Here is an 18,805-nt window from a genome sequence, read left to right as displayed (position 1 = left end):
TAGTTATTTATTTACGAAGAACAATCGCACAATTTTAATTTTGTGCCCGGTTTTATGTCATTACCACTAATACCGTTCCATTTTCGTAAATTATCTATACTAATTCCGGGATATTTTTTGGAAATGGTCCAGAGGGAGTCCCCGCTCTTAACCGTATGTATCTTGGCACCCGCCGCAGCCACTGAATTTGTTGAGTTTTTGCCTGTGTTGGCAGTACTCACGTTTGAAGGAATTCTTCTTGGATAAATTGTTAATCTTTGTCCTATTCTAAGGTTGTTGCTGCGCAGGCCGTTCCAATTTTTGATCTGACTTACTCCTACTCCGTACCTTTCAGCAATTTTCCCTAGGAAATCACCACTGCGGACCTTGTATGTTATTTGATCTTTGGATTGAACTATTCGTGGCAAGGGCTCTTCTTTGGACTTGAGTTGATTCTGGACATGGGCATAGATTGCTTCCTCATTGGCTACAAATTTCCCCAACGCATCCACAGGAAGTCTAAGAGCATAATTCTTGCCCTTTACAAAGGGTATTACCTTTAATTTGTATGCGGGATTCAATAATAGCAATTCCTCTTCGCTCACATCTACCAATTCCGAAATTTGATTAAAGGTGATCGTGCTCTTCACATGTATTGTATCGGTCTCAAAATATGGACGATCCGGTACTTGCCTTGTAAATCCATGTTCTTCGGCATATTCAAAAATATACATGGTAGCTAAAAACGCAGGGACATATCCGGCAGTCTCCCTGGGAAGGTTTCTTCTTATATTCCAGTAATTCTTGTAGCCTCCTGATCTTCTAATAGCCTTGTTTACGTTACCAGGCCCTGAATTATAAGCCGCTAGGGCCAAATCCCAATCATTAAAAATATCGTGGAGTTTTTTAAGATATAAGCTTGCCGCCTTGGTAGAATTAATGGGGTCGCTGCGTTCATCAACATAACTGCTTACATCCAAGTCGTACATTTTACCCGTACCGTACATAAATTGCCATAACCCAGTGGCGCCTACCCTGGAGCGGGCCCTCGGATTTAAGGCCGATTCAACAATGGCCAAATATTTAAGTTCCAATGGCACATTTTGATTGTCCAATTCCTGTTCGAACAAGGGAAAATAGAACTGGCTAATAGTCAGCATCCTACTCATCATATCCCTTTTACGCGTCAGAAAGTAGCGTATTACATTTTCCAAAGAAGGATTGTAAACAATGTTAAATGGTGTTTTTTGGTTTAAGATTTTTAATCTGGCCTTTAAGGTGTCCGTGTCTACGTTAAAATGATATACGGAATCTATTTCCAGGGAGGTAATTTCATTATAAATGGAATCGAATAAAGAGGAACTGTCGTACAATTCCTTCATCCATAGGCTATCGAATCTGGCAGTTTCAGGACGGTCTTTTAAATCGTATTTTTTTTGACCTTTAACCAAAAGCAAGGGATTGTCTTGGATATCATCCTTGGCTTCCATTGTTTCCATTTGCTCGGCACCTTCCATGTCCATTGCTGTGGTATCCACAGCAATTTCTTGTGCCTTTAAGGCCTTAAGGTCATGCTTGGTGCTGGGGATCGAATCAAATTCCTGTGCTACGCCTGTAACCAAGAAACCCATAGACAAGACGCCCAATAAAATATATCTGGATGTTTTCATAAGGTTTGTTTTATTAAGCGGGGCAAACTAAAATCGTGATTTTTTTCTAAACTTTAAAATTTAATTTTTAGAAGCAGATCAAAAATCGATTAACCCATACCATATAACGGTGTATTTAGGCCAATATTGCTGCTATTCCCGGCAGTGTTTTACCTTCAAGGCTTTCCAACATGGCCCCTCCACCAGTAGAAACATAACTAACCTTGTCTTCAAAACCAAATTGTTTTACAGCGGCAACAGAATCTCCACCGCCTACCAATGAAAAGGCCCCTTTTTTAGTGGCTTCATCAATAAAATTACCGATTTCAATGGTGCCCTTGGCGAAGCTTTCCATTTCAAAAACTCCTATAGGCCCATTCCATAGAATTGTTTTCGATTTTAGGATTACTTCCTTAAAAATTTCCAAGGTTTTAGGTCCTGCATCCAAACCTTGCCAACCATCAGGAATTTCGTTGGAATTTACAATTTTAGTATTGGCATTGTTATTGAAGTCGTCCGCAGCCAAAACATCTACAGGGATATGAACTTCTACCCCTTTTTTCTTGGCTTGCTCAAGTATTTCCAAGGCCAATTCCATTTTGTCGTCTTCACAGATGGAATCCCCGACCTTTCCGCCTTTGGCTTTAACAAAGGTATAGGTCATTCCCCCGCCAATAATAAGATGGTCTACCTTATCCAGAATATTTTCGATAATCGTAATTTTTGAGGATACTTTGGCACCTCCCAAAATAGCAGTCACCGGTTTTTCACCTGTTCGCATTACTTTTTCTATTGCTTCTATTTCTTTAGCCAACAAGAATCCAAAACATTTCTTTTCTGGAAAAAATTGGGCAATTATGGTGGTAGATGCATGGGCTCTATGCGCAGTTCCAAAGGCATCATTTACATATATATCACCTAATTTGGACAATTGCTGTGCGAAATTCTTATCTCCTTTTTCTTCATCGGCATGAAATCTGAGGTTTTCCAACAAAAGGACCTCGCCACTCTTCAAATTAGCCACAGCTGCTTCGGCTACGGGACCTGTGCTTTCTTTTGAAAATTTTACAGTCACCCCAAGCACTTCAGATACCTTTTTGCAGATATGTTTAAGGGATAAATCCGGATTTACTTTTCCGCTTGGCCTTCCTAAATGGCTCATTAACACGGCACTTCCGCCATCTTCCAATATTTTGATTATAGTGGGTTTTGCAGCTTCAATTCTATTGTCGTCGGTTACATTAAAATCCGCGTCCAATGGAACATTAAAATCTACCCTTACTAATGCTTTTTTACCTTTAAAATTAAAATCGTTGATGGTTTTCATTTGCCACTTATTTTTAGAGAGTGACAAATGTAAAGATTTATAGGTAGTGTTTAAAGAGACTATTCCATTTATTTGCCCGGCTAATGGTCTAATTTTGGTTTTAAAATTATAACAGGTTGCTGGTCAGGGGAAATTTGAACTTGCATTTCGAAAAATCAATGCCGTGCATTCCTATATTTTCCAAAGACCTCGTACAATTAATTTTCAGATAAAAAACCGCTATATTTGGGCCATGCTATTCAAGGATATTTTAGGACTTTCCCATATTAAAAATCATCTGGTATCTAGCGCGGATGCAGGACGCATTCCCCATGCCCAATTATTTGTTGGTCCAGAGGGCTGTGGCACCTTGCCTATGGCCTTGTGTTATGTGCAGTATTTACTTTGTGGCAACAGTGAGGGGGAAAATAATAATGGCAATAGTGCCTGCAATGCCAAATTTAACTCCTTGGCACATCCGGATGTGCATTTTGCCTTTCCAGTGTCAAATTCGGACAAGGTAAAAAGTCACGCTGTAAGCGACCATTATTTGGAGGAATGGCGTCAATTCATAACCGAACAGCCCTATGGAAATCTCTTTGATTGGTATAAATTAATAGGGATTGAAAATAAACAGGGACAGATCGGTGTAGATGAGGCCCAGGATGTGGTAAAAAAATTGTCCCTTAAGTCCTATGAAGGTGGGTATAAGGCTTTGATTATTTGGATGGCAGAGAAAATGAATACCTCTACAGCCAACAAACTTCTGAAATTGATAGAAGAGCCACCGGACAAAACGGTATTGATTTTAATCGCAGAGGATGAAGAACAAATAATTCAGACGATACGATCTAGGTGCCAAATATTACATTTCCCTAGGTTGGCAGAAGAGGCTATTTCACAAGCCTTGATAGACAGGGGAGTTTCCAAGGAGGATGCCCATAGAATATCGCATGAAGCCAATGGTAATTTCAATAAGGCCCTCGATTTCATGAACAACGATTCCGAGGATTTGGTATTTGAGAAGTGGTTTGTGCAATGGGTTAGAAGCGCCTTTAAGGCCAAGGGCAACAAAGCTGCGATCCATGATCTCATTTCTTGGAGCGAAGTTGTGGCCAAAACGGGTAGGGAAACCCAAAAAAAGTTTTTAAATTACTGCATGTCCGTTATGAGGCAGGCGCTGTTGATCAATTATAATACCCGGGAATTGGCATTTATGAGGATTCATGTCGAAGGATTTCAATTGGAAAAGTTTGCGCCGTTCGTACATGAAAATAATATTCTTTCCATTGTGAAGGAATTGGAGGACGCTATTTATCACATTGAAAGAAATGGTAATTCCAAACTTATTCTGATGGATCTATCCATAAAATTAACCCGATTGCTGCACAAAAAAGCAGCCTAGATAAATGGTATCACTATAAACTAATTGTATGACCAACGTACTAAATTATCCTACGGAACTACTTCTACTTCTTTTTTTAATCATTACTTTTTTTCAAAGTGCATTGGATAAAATTTTGGATTGGAAGGGCAATTTATCATGGTTAACAGGGCATTTTTCCCAAACACCTTTTAAGAATATAGTGCCCTTGTTATTAGGGACTGTGCTGGTAACGGAAATGGTGGCAGCTATTTTTTGCACAACAGGATTTTATTTACTTACCACAGAGGGGGATGGCTCAATTGCCCAAGTAGGAGCCATTCTGTCTTGTCTCGCTTTGTTAATGTTGCTTTTTGGGCAGCGTATGGCAAAGGATTACGATGGGGCAAGAACCATAGCCATTTATTTTGTGCCGGCTGTTTTTCTAGTGTTTTTGCTACATTCCTAAACACCGATATGTTGGTGTTGGATTTTGATTGTGCTGTCTTTCAATGGAATGGGCAACGATGGAATAAATTTGAATAATTAGCCCTGGTTTCAATTCTTTTACGCCTTAGAAACTACTTTTTTGGAATTTCCTTATATTAGGGCAGAACATACGTCTTGGTCGGTTTATTGTCGGTTAAGGATGGGGTTCGGGTGCTGAAAATGGGATCTAGGGATATATGATATCGATGAAAAGTAATTAAATGGAAATTACGGTCGGGCTTTAGGGAAGATACCTACCAGATAGTTTGTAAAACATTGTACAATTTTGATTGAATTTTTTCAAGTTCGAAGGGTTATAGGTAATTTTGATCCAATGTTTGGCGATTATTTTATGCTGTAAACAGGTTTTATAAACAACCATTGAAATGGACTTATCGGAATTGGAATCAAAATCGGTTGGGCTGGTTTTATCCGGAGGAGGCGTAAAAGGGATGGCTCATATAGGGATGATCCATGCGCTGAATGAATTTGGAATAAGTACCCATGCAGTTTCGGGCACTAGTGTAGGCGCCCTCATCGGAGCCTTGTATGCCAACGGTAACACGGTTTCCGAAATGCTTCAGTTTTTTAAGGAAACTCCGCTATTCCGCTATAATTTTATGACTATTTTAAAACCGGGCCTGTTGGACACGGATAGGTATTTCGATTTGTTCTCAAATTATTTTCCGAGAAATACCTTTGAGTCCTTGAAGCGCAAACTTTATGTAGTAGCTACCGATTTGCAAAAGGGGGATGAAAAAATATTTTCTGAAGGGGAATTGATCAAACCGTTATTGGCCTCTGCGGCCTTACCACCTGTTTTTAGTCCCGTTGCTATTCAGGGACGCTTATACGCTGATGGGGGTATTATGAACAATTTTCCCTATGATGAAGTTGCCTCGACATCAGATTTTGTAATCGGGAGTAATGTTTCCGGAATCAGGGAAATTCCCAAGGAAGGGATAAAATCGTCCTTACAGCTGGCCAATAGAACCACTTCTTTAATGATATACGCCATTAATAGGGACAAAGTAAACAAATGCGATCTATTGTTTGAACCAAAAGCTTTGGAGCTTATTGGGATACTGGACAAAAAGGGAATCGAAAAAGCCTATTCCATTGGTTACGAACATGCGGTAAGGCTAATGGAACAAACTTTTAGTGTATCTTAAAACTTGACACAGTTGTCCAAATTTTTCTTGATTTCCGAATAGGGATGTAGAATTTTTAATTTTGCCTACTGTGTACTGCTAAGGTAATAGTAGGAATCAAAACCTCCATTTACACATCGTCATAATCCACCGTTAGTGTGGGGGTTGTAGGGTGCGCCTGACAAGTTAGGATCAAACCTTCGGCAATTTCACCATCAGTTAAAATTTGATTTTTTACCATATCGGCCTTGCCTTCTTTGATACGGGCTATACAACTACTGCAAACGCCTCCTTGACAGGAATATGGGGCATCTATATTCTCTTTTAAAACGGCATCGAGTACCAAACTGTTTTTATCCATAGATAGGGAGAATTCCTCATCATCTACAATAACCTTCAGCTGGGTTTTTCCATCCAACTTTTCGGGAAGTTCGTCCTTGATTTCCGTTGAGGTAAAAAGTTCATAATGTATCTTATCCTCAGTAATACCCTTGTTTTTGAGATTTTCGGTCACCAACTCTATCATGGCCTCGGGACCACATAGATAGTAATCGTTGAATTCTAGATTTTTATGTTTGTTTTTAAGGACATAGTTCACCGTGGAAGCTTCGATACGTCCAAAAATGGATTCGTCCTCTTGGGTCTGACTCAAGATAAAATAGATATGAAACCTATTGGTATATTCCAGTTGAAGCTTCACTAAATCGGTATAGAACATGGTTTCCTTATAGGATTTATTCCCATATACTAAAACAAAATTATTCTTGGAATTGGATTCCAAGACAGTTTTGGCAATACTCATTATAGGGGTAATTCCGCTACCTGCAGCAAAGGCTACTATATTTTTTGGATTGGAGGAGGGTTTAAAAATAAATCGGCCTTCCGGAGGCATTACTTCCAATACATCCCCTACCTTAAGTTTGTTATGCGCGAAATCTGAAAAGCCCCCCTTGTCCACTTTCTTGACACCAATGGTAATGCCCTCACATTTAGGAGAGGAACTAATGGAGTATGCCCTACGTAGCTCCTTGCCTTTTATTTCCTTTTTAATGGTGATGTACTGACCGGCGGTAAAGGCAAAGGTCTGGATCAGTTCTTTGGGAATGGCAAAAGTAATAGCAACTGAGTTAGGGGTAAGCGGTTTAATCTTTTGAACGGTAAGCGAATGAAAGTGGGCCATATTAAATCTTTGGTGCAAAATTAAGCAAAGCGGGGAGGATTTAAAACGGGAAATTAAAAAAATACCAGCTGTTTGTAACAAATACCCTAAATTAGGCACTAATCTGTCAGGTTTAACTATCCAAAAGAATGCTAAAGCACTTTCTTACGCTTGAATGGAAATCCTTTTTTAGATCCGCCTCTTTTAAAGCAAATCTTGCCATAAAGATTTTTATGGTTTTTGGGGCTCTTTATTTTATGGCCGTATTCCTAGGGCTTGGAATAGGGGCTTTTTATATCATCAAAAAACAAGGTTGGGGAGATCCACTTTTAATTGTCAACCAGTTTATGATCTACTACTTGGTGGGTGATCTATATATAAGGTACATGCTACAGAAAATGCCGATAACCAATATTAAACCTTTGCTCTACCTTCCAATGAGTAAAAGTAAGGTAGTAGGATACTCCCTAGGGAAAACGGTGGTTTCTTTTTTTAATTGGTCACATGCCTTTTTCTTTGTTCCTTTTTCAATTGTTTTATTAAAAGAGGGCTATGATCCTATGGGTGTCATTGGTTGGCATTTGGGAATCATGGCGCTGTTTTTTTGCAATAATTTCATAAATGTACTGGTCAATAATAAAGACAATGTTTTTTATGCGCTACTCGGCCTCTTTTCTGTCCTTGGAATCTGTCAGTATTACGAGCTTTTTAATATAACGCACTACACCTCGCCATTTTTTGAAACTCTTTATGCCTTGCCTTGGATGGCCTTCTTGACATGGGGATTGTTGATGGCAATTATTACTTGGGCCTTTGCCTATTTTAAAAAGCATATGTATCTGGATGCCGGACTTGCCGGAAAGAAATCCACCGCCAAAACTGAGGACTATGCATGGTTGAACCGTTTTGGGAATCTGGGCACCTTTTTAAAGAACGATATAAAATTGATTAGAAGGAACAAGCGATCAAGGACTTCCGTAATCATGAGTTTTTTCTTTATTTTTTATGGACTGTTCTTTTTTACGGGCGCAGTGGAGGTTTACGACGGACCTGTTTGGAAGATTTTTGCAGGTATTTTTATTTCTGGAGGGTTCTTGTTTAGTTTTGGCCAGTTCGTGCCCAGTTGGGACAGTTCTTACTATCCCCTTATGATGAGTCAGAACATTAGGTATAGGGAATATTTAAGTTCCAAATGGTATCTGATTACCATAGCCACCATTTTCAGTACGATTTTGGCTTCCTTTTATATTTATTTCGGATGGGATGCCTATTTGGCGGTCCTTGTAGGGGCCATTTATAATATTGGCGTCAACTCCTACTTAGTATTATGGGGCGGAGCTTATATTAAAACACCTATTGATCTTACATCCAACAAAAAGGCGTTTGGAGACAAGCAGGCTTTCAACACAAAAACACTAATGTTAACCTTGCCCAAGTTAATTTTACCTTTGGGGGTCTATGCTCTAGGCCACTATTTAATAAGTCCAACCACAGGCTATATTTTTGTTGGCATGGCGGGGGTTATCGGTTTTGCATTTAAAAATAAAGTTTTTTCTATGATAGAGGGCATCTACAAAAAGGAAAAGTATAAGACGCTTGCAGCCTACAAACAAAAAGCTTAAAAAAACAGCTATGATTACAGTCCAAAATTTAACAAAAAAATACGGTGGATCCATGGTATTGAATATTGAAAATTTGGAAATCCCCAAGGGTCAAAGTTTTGGCTTGGTAGGCAATAATGGCGCTGGAAAGACCACGTTTTTTAGTTTGATGCTCGATTTAATTCAGCCGAGTACTGGACATATTATGAATAACGGAGTGCAGGTAGATACAAGTGAGGCCTGGAAACCTTTTACCTCGGCATTTATAGATGAAACTTTCTTGATCGGGTATTTAACACCTGAGGAGTACTTCTATTTTATCGGGGAACTAAGAGGCCAAAACAAGGCCGATGTAGACAAGCTTTTGGAGGGATTCGAGGATTTTTTTCACGGGGAAATTTTGGGTCAGAAAAAATACTTGAGGGATCTGTCCAAGGGAAATCAGAAAAAGGTAGGTATTGTGGCCTCTTTCATTGGTAATCCAGAGGTAATAATATTGGATGAACCTTTTGCCAACTTGGATCCAACAACACAAATTAGGCTAAAAGCCATTATCCGGAGTTTATCGGCCGGTAAAGAAGTTACCGTCTTGGTATCCAGTCACGATCTTATGCACGTTACAGAGGTTTGTGAGCGAATTGTAGTGTTGAACAAGGGAGAGCAGGTAAAAGATATACAGACCTCTGCAGAAACCTTGAAAGAGTTGGAAGTTTTTTTTGGAGGATAATTTTCCCGGGGCCCATGCCGGGCTAATCAATTTAAACAATTTTCGCCATCTATTCTCAAAAGGGTTTACCCCCTAATCGTTGCATTGGGCAGGTTCGGAATAATCCATCAACTAAAAATAATACTGTTTTTGTCGACCAACTGCATAATAATCCTATTGTTTTTCAGTTAAGGATACGTACGAATACATAGAATTTTGAAGCTTCGCAATAGACTTATATTTTCAGTTGTTTTAGGAGGATTGGTTTTTAATGCCTGTTCTACCAAGAAAGACGCCATGCTAAACCGTAATTGGCATGCACTTAATACCAAGTTCAATACCTTGTACAACGGTAATATCGCTTTTGAAGAAGGGCGGGAGGGTCTCAATGCTGAATATCAGGATAACTATTGGGAAATATTGCCAGTGGAAAGACTGGAGGTCACTGAAGACATAAAGCTGGATTCTGAAGATAATAACCCCAATTTTCTTATTGCCGAGGAAAAGGCTACCAAGGCTATACAGAAACACAGTATGGACATTAAGGATGAGGAGCGCAATCCCCAGACCGATGAGGCTTTTTTGCTATTAGGGAAGGCCAGGTATTTTGACCAGCGTTATATGCCCGCTTTGGAATCCTTTAATTATATCCTAAATAAATATACTCAGAGCGATAAGCTTAATGAAGCAACCATTTGGAGGGAGAAGGTAAATATTCGTCTGGAAAATGAAGAACTAGCACTTAGGAACTTAAAGCGTTTAATAAAACTGGAGTATTTAAGCGATCAGGAATATGCCGATGCCCGTTCCATGATGGGTCAGGCATACATCAACCTAAATATTCCAGATACCGCCATTCAGCAGTTGAAGATTGCATCGGTATATACCAAAAAAAATCCTGAAAAAGGTCGTTACTTGTATATTATTGGTCAATTGTACAATCAATTAGGCCATAAGGACAGTGCCAATTACGCCTTTGATAAGGTGATCGACTTAAATAGGAAATCGCCCAGGGTATATATGATCAATGCGCATTTACAAAAAATCCAGAATACCGAACTTACCGATGACATTAGGGAGGAGTTGTACGAGTACCTTACCGAATTGGAGGAAGATCGGGAAAATAGGCCCTTTTTGAACAAAATATACCGTCAGGTAGCGGAGTTCCATTTGGCCAATGAATCCGACAGTTTGGCCTTGCTGTATTATAACAAATCCTTGAGGGCTACCCAAAATATGCCTCAATTGAATGCCCTGAACTATGAAAATTTGGCGATCTATAATTTTGACCAGAACAAGTATAAACCTTCCGGGGCATATTATGACAGCGTACTACAGAATTTAAAGGAAAATACCAAAAAGTATAGGGAGGTCAAGAAAAAACTGGATAACTTGGAAGATGTCATCAAGTATGAGGAGGTGGTTCAGTATACGGATAGCGTCATTACTTTATATGAGTTTTCTATTGATGATAGGGTAACCTATTTCGAGGATTATATTGCCGAATTAAAAGCGATTGCCGAGAAAGTAAAAAAGAAGGAAGAAAATATGGCCAATGCCGGTTTTGCAGCTTTTGGTAAAACAAAGGGTGGAAAGGAAAACAAAGGCAAGTTTTATTTTTATAATATAACTACCTTGGGTTATGGCAAGAACGATTTTAAAACTAGGTGGGGCAAGCGAAGCCTAGAAGACGATTGGCGATGGTCCAATAAATCCAAAGCTCAAAATCTTGAGGTAAGCGGTGAAAATGCGGCCAATACCGGAGCGAATAATGTTGCTGCTGTTGGTGAAGAGGAAAAGTACAGTGTTGAGTTTTACTTAAGTCAAATACCCACGGATCCAGAGCTGATAGACAGTTTAAAAACTGAACGGAACTTTGCCAATTATCAATTGGGGCTGATCTACAAGGAAAAATTTAAGGAAAATCTTTTGGCAGCTGGTAAATTGGAAAGCGTTCTAAAATCCAATCCTGAGGAAAGGCTCATAATTCCATCAAAATATAATCTTTATAAAATTTATGAAGCATCTGGAAGTTCGTTGGCAACAGATATGAAATATGATATTATTAAGAATCATCCCGAATCCAGATATGCGGAAATTCTTTTAAACCCACAGGCCGTGCTAACAGGAAGTGCAGATAGTCCGGATGCCAAGTATCAGCGCTTGTATAAAATGTTCCAAAATCAAGAATTTCTGCAGGTGATTACAGGGGCAGAGGAAAATATCAGCAAATACACCGGAGATCCCATTGTTCCAAAATTTGAAATGTTAAAAGCTAATGCCATTGGCAGACTACAGGGGTTTGAGGATTTTAAGGAGGCATTGAATTATGTAGCCCTAAACTATCCCAATAATCCTGAAGGGAAAAAAGCACAAACCATGGTAGCGGAACAATTACCTAAGTTGGAGCCCAAGGTTTTTTCCACCGAAACCGAATCTACAGGTTCTGGAAATTGGAAGGTAGTATTTCCACTAAAAATTAGGGACGATAAAAAGGCCCTTAGGCTCAAGGAACTATTGGAAAAATCCATAAAGGATCTGAAGTATAGGAATATGGTGTCCAAAGACATCTATAATCTAGAGGATCAATTTGTAGTGGTGCATGGCTTTAAATCCAAGGACTATGCTTTAGGCTATGCAGAACTGATAAAAAACAATAAGGATTACCGAATCGATGATGAGAATTTCGTAATTTTATCCAACAACTATAAAATAATTCAAGTACATAAGAATATAGCAGATTATAAAGCTCAGCAATAAACCCCAAAACCTTAGCAAAATGTTTTCAGATAACAAAAAACCTCGTGTTATGACAGAATTAGGCGGACAACCCAACAGAATTGAAAAAAACACAAAAATCAAAGGGGACATCGTCTCCGAAGCTGATTTTCGAATCGATGGAAAATTGGACGGCAACGTAAAAACTTCAGGAAAAGTGGTCATCGGAAGCGATGGTTATATCCATGGGAAAGTAGAGTGTGTCAATGCCGATATAGAGGGTAATTTTAATGGAGAGTTGATCGTGGCCGACCTCTTGTCCCTTAAATCTTCCGCTGTTATCGAAGGAACAGTAATCGTATCCAAATTAGCGGTTGAACCCGGCGCTACCTTTAATGCTGCCTGTACCATGAAGGGCAAGGAAGGAAAAGGCGCTGTAAATAGCCCAACTAAACATTCAGCAACCACTAATGAGCCAGCAAAAGCCTCCTAAAAATAATAATGGATTAAAAAATGCTGCCATACTTTCCGGCATTGCCTTGGAAATGGGAGGGATTATTTTTTTGGCGGCCCAGGGAGGAAAGTGGTTGGATGAATATTTTGAAATGGAGTCCAAAACCTTTGTTATTGTGCTTACATTGCTGGGAGTGGCCGTTGCAATTTACTTGGTTTTGCAGCAATTGAAACGCATAAAGTATTAGAAACTGTCTAAGTGTTGTTTATTGATGCTATTGTATAAAACTTAAACAGTTTCTTAATGTCCGAACAAAAATTCCCAATTGCTTTTTACCTTTCTCTAGTACTGCTGAGCCTATTGGTTTTTTGTCTTCATATCCTCATACTTTATTTGTTCGGGTTTCCTTTATTGGACCATATGATCGTTTTGGCCTATTTGCTCAATGTGGTACTGGCTTTGATCATATTTTCTGTGCTTTATTGGTTCCGAGAGAAATGGAGGGATCAGATCGGATTTCTTTTTCTAGGGGGAAGCATGCTCAAGTTTCTATTTTTCTTTATTGTTTTTTATCCTTTCTACAACGCGGATGGGAACATGGAAACCTTGGAGTTTACCACTTTTTTTGTTCCCTATTTGTTGTGCCTGCTTTTGGAGACATTCTTTACAGCCAGAATGCTAAATAGTTAACCTCAATTTTGTTTTCCATATTACTTTTAAGTTGTGGCTTAAAATAAACCGTTTAATGCTTTTTTCTTTTTGAGATAAAAGCGTACATTTGCACGGATTTTTTGAGACCGATATTTTAAGCGATATGCAAAAACCATTTTACGTCAAAGTTCTTTTAGTTGTTACACTTCTTCTGGGTATCAATGCTTTCGCACAAGAAAAGGACCATTCGTCCAGCGAAGAAAAAGGAAGCCTAAAAACCGAAATCAAGGAATTTATTGACCATCACCTGTTGGATTCCCACGATTTTACCCTTTTTACTATAGATGAAGAAAAAAATGAACACGTAGGTTTTCCATTGCCAGTAATTTTATGGGATAACGGCTTAAAGGTGTTTTCTTCCTCCAAATTCCACCATGGGGAATCTGTAGCTGAGGTAGATGGTAATTATTATGCCCTTTATCATGGTAAAATAGTGAAGACCGATGCTGAAGGAACCATTAACTATGATGAAGATCATCATGTGACCAATGTAAAACCATTGGATTTTTCCATTACCAAAAACGTCGTTTTTATATTTTTGGTGTCTGCCTTGATGTTGTTTTTATTTGGCAGAATGGCCAAATCGTACAAAACCAGTTCTATGCCAAAGGGTATAGGTCGCCTGTTGGAGCCTATCATACTGTATATAAGGGATGATATTGCTATTCCAAATATAGGCGAGAAGCATTACAAGAAATACATGAGTTATTTGTTGACGGTGTTTTTCTTTATTTGGATCATTAACCTTTTAGGGCTTACTCCGCTAGGGGTAAACGTTACCAACAACATAGCGGTAACTTTTGCTTTGGCCATACTTACCTATTTGATTACTACGTTTACCGCAAATAAGAATTACTGGAAGCATATTTTTTGGATGCCCGATGTGCCTGTGTTTATGAAGATTGTTTTGGCGCCGATAGAGCTTTTGGGAACCTTTATAAAGCCTTTCTCCCTAATGATTCGTTTGTATGCGAACATTACGGCCGGTCACGTTGTCTTGATGAGTATTTTGGGAATGATGTTTATCTTCAAAAACTGGATAGGAAGTCCGTTGTCATTTGGTTTGGCATTTGCACTTTCTTTGTTGGAGTTGTTGGTAGCTGCCTTACAGGCGTATATATTTACGATGTTGTCCGCCCTGTATTTTGGTTCGGCCGTTGAGGAACATCACGATCACTAAGAGTAGAATGTTTAATAATTAATTATATATATTATGGAAATCCCAACTATTGTAGGAGCTGGTTTGATCGTTATCGGTGCTGGTTTAGGTATTGGTAAAATTGGTGGTTCTGCTATGGATGCCATCGCTCGTCAGCCAGAGGCTTCAGGTAAGATTCAAACAGCAATGTTGATTGCTGCGGCTCTTATTGAAGGTATTGGTTTTGCTGCGCTTTTCGCATCATAGTCAAACAAAATAAAGAACGGCTATAACGGTTGGTTATAGCTGTTCTTTTACAATTAAAAATTAAACGTTTACATTTCATATATTAGGACATGGAAAAATTAATAGAGCAGTTTTCATTTGGATTGTTTTTTTGGCAATTGTTATTGTTTATAGCAGTGCTTCTTTTGTTGCGTAAATTTGCGTGGAAGCCTATTCTTGATGCGGTTGAAGATCGTGAATCAGGAATTAAGGATGCCTTGGCCGCAGCTGAGAACGCCAAAAAAGAAATGCAAAATGTTACTGCCGATAGCGAACGTCTTTTGCAGGAAGCACGTGTTGAACGTGAATCAATGATTAAAGAGGCCCGTGAAATGAAGGAGAAAATCGTTACCGATGCCAAGGAATTGGCACAGGCGGAGGCAGATAAAATGATCAAGCAGGCACAAGTTGCTATCGAAAGCGAAAAGAAAGCTGCCGTAGCCGATATAAAGAACGAAGTAGCTACCCTATCCTTGGAGATTGCGGAAAAAGTTATTAAAGGACAATTTTCCGATAAAGCCAAACAAATGAAGTTGGTCGAGGAAATGATCGGGGACATAAAGCTAAATTAGGAACTGGGATATGAACGAAGCTAGAGCAGCCGTACGTTACGCAAAGGCCATATTGGACCTGGCGGTAGAAAATAAAGCTACTGAACAGGTAGAAAAGGATTTTCGAAATATTCTATCTACTATAAACGATAGTACCGAACTTCAGGAAATGTTGGGTAGCCCTGTTTTAAAAGGCGAACTAAAAAAGAAGGCGTTGACGGAAATCTTCAAGGGGAGCAGCTCTGTTACGGAGGGACTTATTTCAACCTTGGTGGATAATAAGCGTATTTCTATTTTGAACGATGTGGCCGAGAAGTTCATCATTCTAAATGAAGCACGTAAAGGTCAGGGTGTAGCCTTGGTAACTACGGCGGTACCACTTAGCGCCGATCTTGAGAAAAAAATATTGGGCAAAGTAGTTCAACTTACCGGTAATGAATCTGCCATTGAGAATAAAGTGGATGAGAGCATTATTGGAGGGTTTATTTTGCGAGTTGGGGATTTGCAGTACGACGCAAGTATAGCCAACAAATTGAGTAATTTGAAAAGAGAGTTTACAAATAGTCTATAAATAATTTTTTTGGACGATGTTGGTTTTCAATGTGGTCCTAATCTTATATCTATAACAAATGGCAGGAGTAAAAGCCGCTGAAGTATCAGCAATATTAAAGAAGCAGTTATCGGGGTTTGAAGCATCAGCTTCACTAAACGAGGTAGGTACCGTTCTACAAGTAGGTGATGGTATCGCTAGGGTTTATGGATTGTCTAATGTCCAATACGGAGAATTAGTTGAATTTGAAGGTGGACTTCAGGGGATCGTTCTTAACTTGGAAGAAGATAACGTTGGTGTGGTATTGTTGAGCCCGTCCAGAAATGTAAAGGAAGGATCAGTTGTAAAGCGTACCCAGACCATTGCCTCCATTAAAGTTGGTGAAGGTATTGTAGGGCGTGTTGTAGATACATTGGGAACTCCTATAGACGGTAAAGGACCAATTACGGGAGATTTATATGAGCTGCCGTTGGAGCGTAAGGCACCTGGGGTTGTTTTCCGTCAGCCGGTAAACGAGCCGCTACAAACGGGTATCAAGGCTATCGATGCCATGATTCCGGTAGGTAGAGGTCAGCGTGAGTTGGTTATTGGTGACCGTCAAACGGGTAAGACTACCGTTTGTGTGGATACCATTTTGAATCAAAAAGAATTCTATGATGCAGGGGAACCTGTATATTGTATATATGTTGCAATTGGTCAAAAAGCCTCTACGGTGGCAAACATTGCCAAAACATTGGAAGATGCTGGAGCTTTGGCCTATACTACCATTGTAGCTGCAAATGCTTCCGATCCTGCCTCTATGCAGGTTTATGCACCCTTTGCCGGAGCGGCTATAGGGGAGTATTTTAGGGATACTGGTAGACCAGCATTGATTATCTATGATGATTTGTCAAAACAAGCGGTTGCCTACCGCGAGATATCATTGTTGTTAAGAAGACCACCGGGACGTGAGGCATATCCTGGGGATGTATTTTACCTTCACTCCAGATTATTGGAGCGTGCTGCAAAGGTAATCGCCGATGATACTATTGCAAAAAATATGAACGATTTGCCAGAGGCTTTGAAACCTATGGTAAAAGGTGGTGGATCTTTAACAGCCTTGCCTATAATCGAAACCCAAGCTGGGGATGTATCGGCATATATTCCTACCAACGTAATTTCTATTACGGACGGTCAGATTTTCTTAACACAAGATCTTTTCAACCAAGGGGTTCGTCCTGCAATCAACGTTGGTATCTCGGTTTCGCGTGTTGGAGGTAATGCTCAGATAAAATCAATGAAAAAGGTAGCAGGTACCTTAAAATTGGACCAGGCACAGTTCCGTGAATTGGAAGCCTTTGCCAAGTTCGGTTCAGATTTGGACGCCGCTACATTGAATGTTATTGAAAAAGGACGTAGAAACGTTGAAATTCTTAAACAGGCACAGAATGATCCTTTTACAGTAGAAGATCAGGTAGCTATTATTTATGCAGGTTCTAAGAACTTGTTGAACAAAGTTCCTGTTGAGAAGGTTAAGGAGTTTGAAAGGGATTATATCGAGTATTTGAATGCCAAGCACAGAGACGTATTGGATCAGTTGAAGGCAGGAAAATTAACAGATGAGGTGATAGATGTTTTAAGCACAGTAGCTAAAGATCTATCCGCGAAATATTAATAAAGTATTTTCCTCTGTCTTTTTGGACCAAAAAGGGCAGAGGAAATTTCATAAATGAATGTCTAACACAGTATTCCTCTCTTTGGGGAGCTTAAGTGTAGCCTATGGCCAATTTAAAAGAAATACGTAATAGGATTGCCTCGGTATCTTCAACGATGCAGATTACCAGTGCCATGAAAATGGTATCTGCCGCGAAATTGAAGAAGGCTCAGGATGCCATTACTGCAATGCGTCCATATTCCGATAAATTGTCGGAGCTTTTACAAAGTCTTAGCGCTAGCCTCGATGCAGATTCCGGAAGCAAGTTTGCGGATAACCGTGAAGTAAAAAAGGTTTTGATCGTTGCCATAACCTCTAACCGTGGTTTATGTGGGGCCTTTAACACCAATATTTTAAAGCAAAGTGCATTGTTGTCAAAGGAGACCTATGCAGGGAAACAGGTAGATTTTATTGCTATTGGTAAAAAGGCCAATGATATTTTAAAGAAAAAGAACAAGGTTATTGCAAACCATAGTGCGGTTTATGATGATTTGAACTTTGATAATGTTGCTGCTATTGCGGAGGAGCTAATGGACCTATTTACCACTGGGGCCTATGACAGGATTGATATTGTATATAATAAGTTCAAGAATGCGGCTACGCAAATTGTAATGACAGAGCAGTTTTTGCCAATTGTTCCGGTGGAAGGTGAAGCCAATTCGGCTGCGGATTATATTTTTGAACCATCAAAGGCAGAGATTGTGGAACAGTTGATTCCAAAATCGTTAAAGACACAGTTGTATAAAGGGGTGCGTGATTCGTTTGCTAGTGAACATGGTGCTCGAATGACCGCCATGCACAAGGCAACGGACAATGCAACTGAGTTGAGAAATCAGTTGAAACTTACCTATAACAAAGCAAGACAAGCTGCCATCACCGGCGAGATCCTTGAAATTGTTGGTGGAGCTGAGGCCCTGAACAACTAGGCGCAATTTAGGCGTTGAACATATAAGTTTTAAATAAAATTCCTGTCGTTATGGATAGGTTTCAGTATATAGAACCCCGCATTATTGTGGGGTTTTTATATTCATGGCCTCCTTTGGATCAATCTGAAAAGTTAGATTTAAATTTGAAAATAGGCCTTTTCTTTGTTCGGTCAACCTGCATAGCATCCAAAATCTTTGTCCGTTATGAATACCTTTGAATACGGCCGGCGAGGCCTGTTGTTGGGCGGGTCTTTGTCCATGGCATCGGTCCTTAAAACCCCGAGATTTTAGGGACCACATAGTGAAGAAGGGTCTTTTCTTTTGTTTCGTTTTATTCATTGCCTGTTTATTTTGGAATAAGGTATTCATGAACCTC

General features: G+C 39.5%; 19 protein-coding genes. 15 read left to right on the top strand and 4 right to left on the bottom strand.

Going from position 1 to position 18,805, the window contains the following annotated elements:
- Window positions 1–11: 11 nt before the first annotated feature.
- Together MWU84_RS16785 and MWU84_RS16780 are read right to left on the bottom strand one after the other, a co-directional pair.
- Entirely contained in the window at window positions 12–1,649 is a 1,638-nt protein-coding gene (locus MWU84_RS16785; RefSeq protein ID WP_246903849.1) for a LysM peptidoglycan-binding domain-containing protein, read from the bottom strand.
- A gap of 115 nt (window positions 1,650–1,764) precedes the next feature.
- A complete protein-coding gene (locus MWU84_RS16780) occupies window positions 1,765–2,955 on the bottom strand; it encodes a phosphoglycerate kinase (protein ID WP_246903847.1) in 1,191 nt (396 codons plus the stop codon).
- Between the two features lie 232 nt (window positions 2,956–3,187).
- On the opposite strand from MWU84_RS16780, the gene MWU84_RS16775 reads away from it, so the two are divergent.
- The 3 genes from MWU84_RS16775 (at window position 3,188) to MWU84_RS16765 (ending at window position 5,958) form a co-directional block, all read left to right on the top strand.
- Window positions 3,188–4,339: a DNA polymerase III subunit delta' gene (locus MWU84_RS16775; protein WP_246903972.1), complete on the top strand. Its 1,152-nt coding sequence runs from the start codon at window positions 3,188–3,190 to the stop codon at window positions 4,337–4,339.
- Between the two features lie 28 nt (window positions 4,340–4,367).
- Window positions 4,368–4,766 carry a DoxX family protein gene (locus tag MWU84_RS16770; RefSeq protein WP_246903845.1) on the top strand — a complete coding sequence of 133 codons (399 nt, stop codon included), beginning with the start codon at window positions 4,368–4,370 and terminating at the stop codon, window positions 4,764–4,766.
- A 406-nt stretch (window positions 4,767–5,172) separates the two neighbouring features.
- Window positions 5,173–5,958, top strand: coding sequence for a patatin-like phospholipase family protein (locus tag MWU84_RS16765; RefSeq protein ID WP_246903843.1), 786 nt, complete (start codon window positions 5,173–5,175; stop codon window positions 5,956–5,958).
- 109 nt (window positions 5,959–6,067) lie between these two features.
- Here MWU84_RS16765 and MWU84_RS16760 read toward each other — a convergent pair whose 3' ends face one another.
- On the bottom strand, window positions 6,068–7,117 hold the full coding sequence (locus MWU84_RS16760) for a ferredoxin--NADP reductase (RefSeq protein ID WP_246903840.1): 1,050 nt from the start codon (window positions 7,115–7,117) through the stop codon (window positions 6,068–6,070).
- A 128-nt stretch (window positions 7,118–7,245) separates the two neighbouring features.
- Between MWU84_RS16760 and MWU84_RS16755 the strand changes: the two genes are divergently transcribed.
- The 12 genes from MWU84_RS16755 (at window position 7,246) to atpG (ending at window position 18,429) form a co-directional block, all read left to right on the top strand.
- Window positions 7,246–8,718, top strand: a complete 1,473-nt coding sequence (locus MWU84_RS16755; protein WP_246903832.1) for a DUF5687 family protein — start codon at window positions 7,246–7,248, stop codon at window positions 8,716–8,718.
- A 10-nt stretch (window positions 8,719–8,728) separates the two neighbouring features.
- Window positions 8,729–9,424: an ABC transporter ATP-binding protein gene (locus tag MWU84_RS16750; RefSeq protein WP_246903830.1), complete on the top strand. Its 696-nt coding sequence runs from the start codon at window positions 8,729–8,731 to the stop codon at window positions 9,422–9,424.
- A 195-nt stretch (window positions 9,425–9,619) separates the two neighbouring features.
- Window positions 9,620–12,163, top strand: coding sequence for a hypothetical protein (locus tag MWU84_RS16745; RefSeq protein WP_246903828.1), 2,544 nt, complete (start codon window positions 9,620–9,622; stop codon window positions 12,161–12,163).
- 19 nt (window positions 12,164–12,182) lie between these two features.
- Window positions 12,183–12,614: a polymer-forming cytoskeletal protein gene (locus MWU84_RS16740; RefSeq protein ID WP_246903826.1), complete on the top strand. Its 432-nt coding sequence runs from the start codon at window positions 12,183–12,185 to the stop codon at window positions 12,612–12,614.
- Window positions 12,592–12,822 carry an AtpZ/AtpI family protein gene (locus MWU84_RS16735; RefSeq protein WP_246903824.1) on the top strand — a complete coding sequence of 77 codons (231 nt, stop codon included), beginning with the start codon at window positions 12,592–12,594 and terminating at the stop codon, window positions 12,820–12,822. The genes MWU84_RS16740 and MWU84_RS16735 overlap by 23 nt, the downstream gene beginning before the upstream one ends.
- A 56-nt stretch (window positions 12,823–12,878) precedes the next feature.
- On the top strand, window positions 12,879–13,265 hold the full coding sequence (locus MWU84_RS16730; protein WP_246903822.1) for a DUF6168 family protein: 387 nt from the start codon (window positions 12,879–12,881) through the stop codon (window positions 13,263–13,265).
- A 124-nt stretch (window positions 13,266–13,389) separates the two neighbouring features.
- Entirely contained in the window at window positions 13,390–14,466 is a 1,077-nt protein-coding gene (gene atpB / locus MWU84_RS16725; RefSeq protein ID WP_246903970.1) for a F0F1 ATP synthase subunit A, read from the top strand.
- 33 nt (window positions 14,467–14,499) lie between these two features.
- Window positions 14,500–14,691, top strand: a complete 192-nt coding sequence (atpE, locus tag MWU84_RS16720) for an ATP synthase F0 subunit C (protein WP_031446173.1) — start codon at window positions 14,500–14,502, stop codon at window positions 14,689–14,691.
- A gap of 89 nt (window positions 14,692–14,780) precedes the next feature.
- On the top strand, window positions 14,781–15,281 hold the full coding sequence (locus MWU84_RS16715) for a F0F1 ATP synthase subunit B (RefSeq protein WP_246903820.1): 501 nt from the start codon (window positions 14,781–14,783) through the stop codon (window positions 15,279–15,281).
- Window positions 15,282–15,291: 10 nt separating this feature from the next.
- Window positions 15,292–15,831 carry an ATP synthase F1 subunit delta gene (gene atpH / locus MWU84_RS16710; protein ID WP_246903818.1) on the top strand — a complete coding sequence of 180 codons (540 nt, stop codon included), beginning with the start codon at window positions 15,292–15,294 and terminating at the stop codon, window positions 15,829–15,831.
- Window positions 15,832–15,889: 58 nt separating this feature from the next.
- Window positions 15,890–17,464 (top strand): F0F1 ATP synthase subunit alpha, encoded by a 1,575-nt coding sequence (gene atpA / locus MWU84_RS16705; RefSeq protein ID WP_246903814.1) that lies wholly within the window; start codon window positions 15,890–15,892, stop codon window positions 17,462–17,464.
- A 104-nt stretch (window positions 17,465–17,568) separates the two neighbouring features.
- Window positions 17,569–18,429 carry an ATP synthase F1 subunit gamma gene (gene atpG / locus MWU84_RS16700; RefSeq protein ID WP_246903812.1) on the top strand — a complete coding sequence of 287 codons (861 nt, stop codon included), beginning with the start codon at window positions 17,569–17,571 and terminating at the stop codon, window positions 18,427–18,429.
- A gap of 81 nt (window positions 18,430–18,510) precedes the next feature.
- Here atpG and MWU84_RS16695 read toward each other — a convergent pair.
- On the bottom strand, window positions 18,511–18,805 hold a 295-nt coding region (locus MWU84_RS16695), incomplete at its 5' end, for a hypothetical protein (protein WP_246903810.1).

The organism is Arenibacter sp. F20364 (assembly GCF_023015905.1).
Classification (GTDB): Bacteria; Bacteroidota; Bacteroidia; order Flavobacteriales; family Flavobacteriaceae; genus Arenibacter.
Note: the sequence above shows the minus strand (reverse complement) of the source record. Positions and strands in the feature narration are given on the sequence as shown.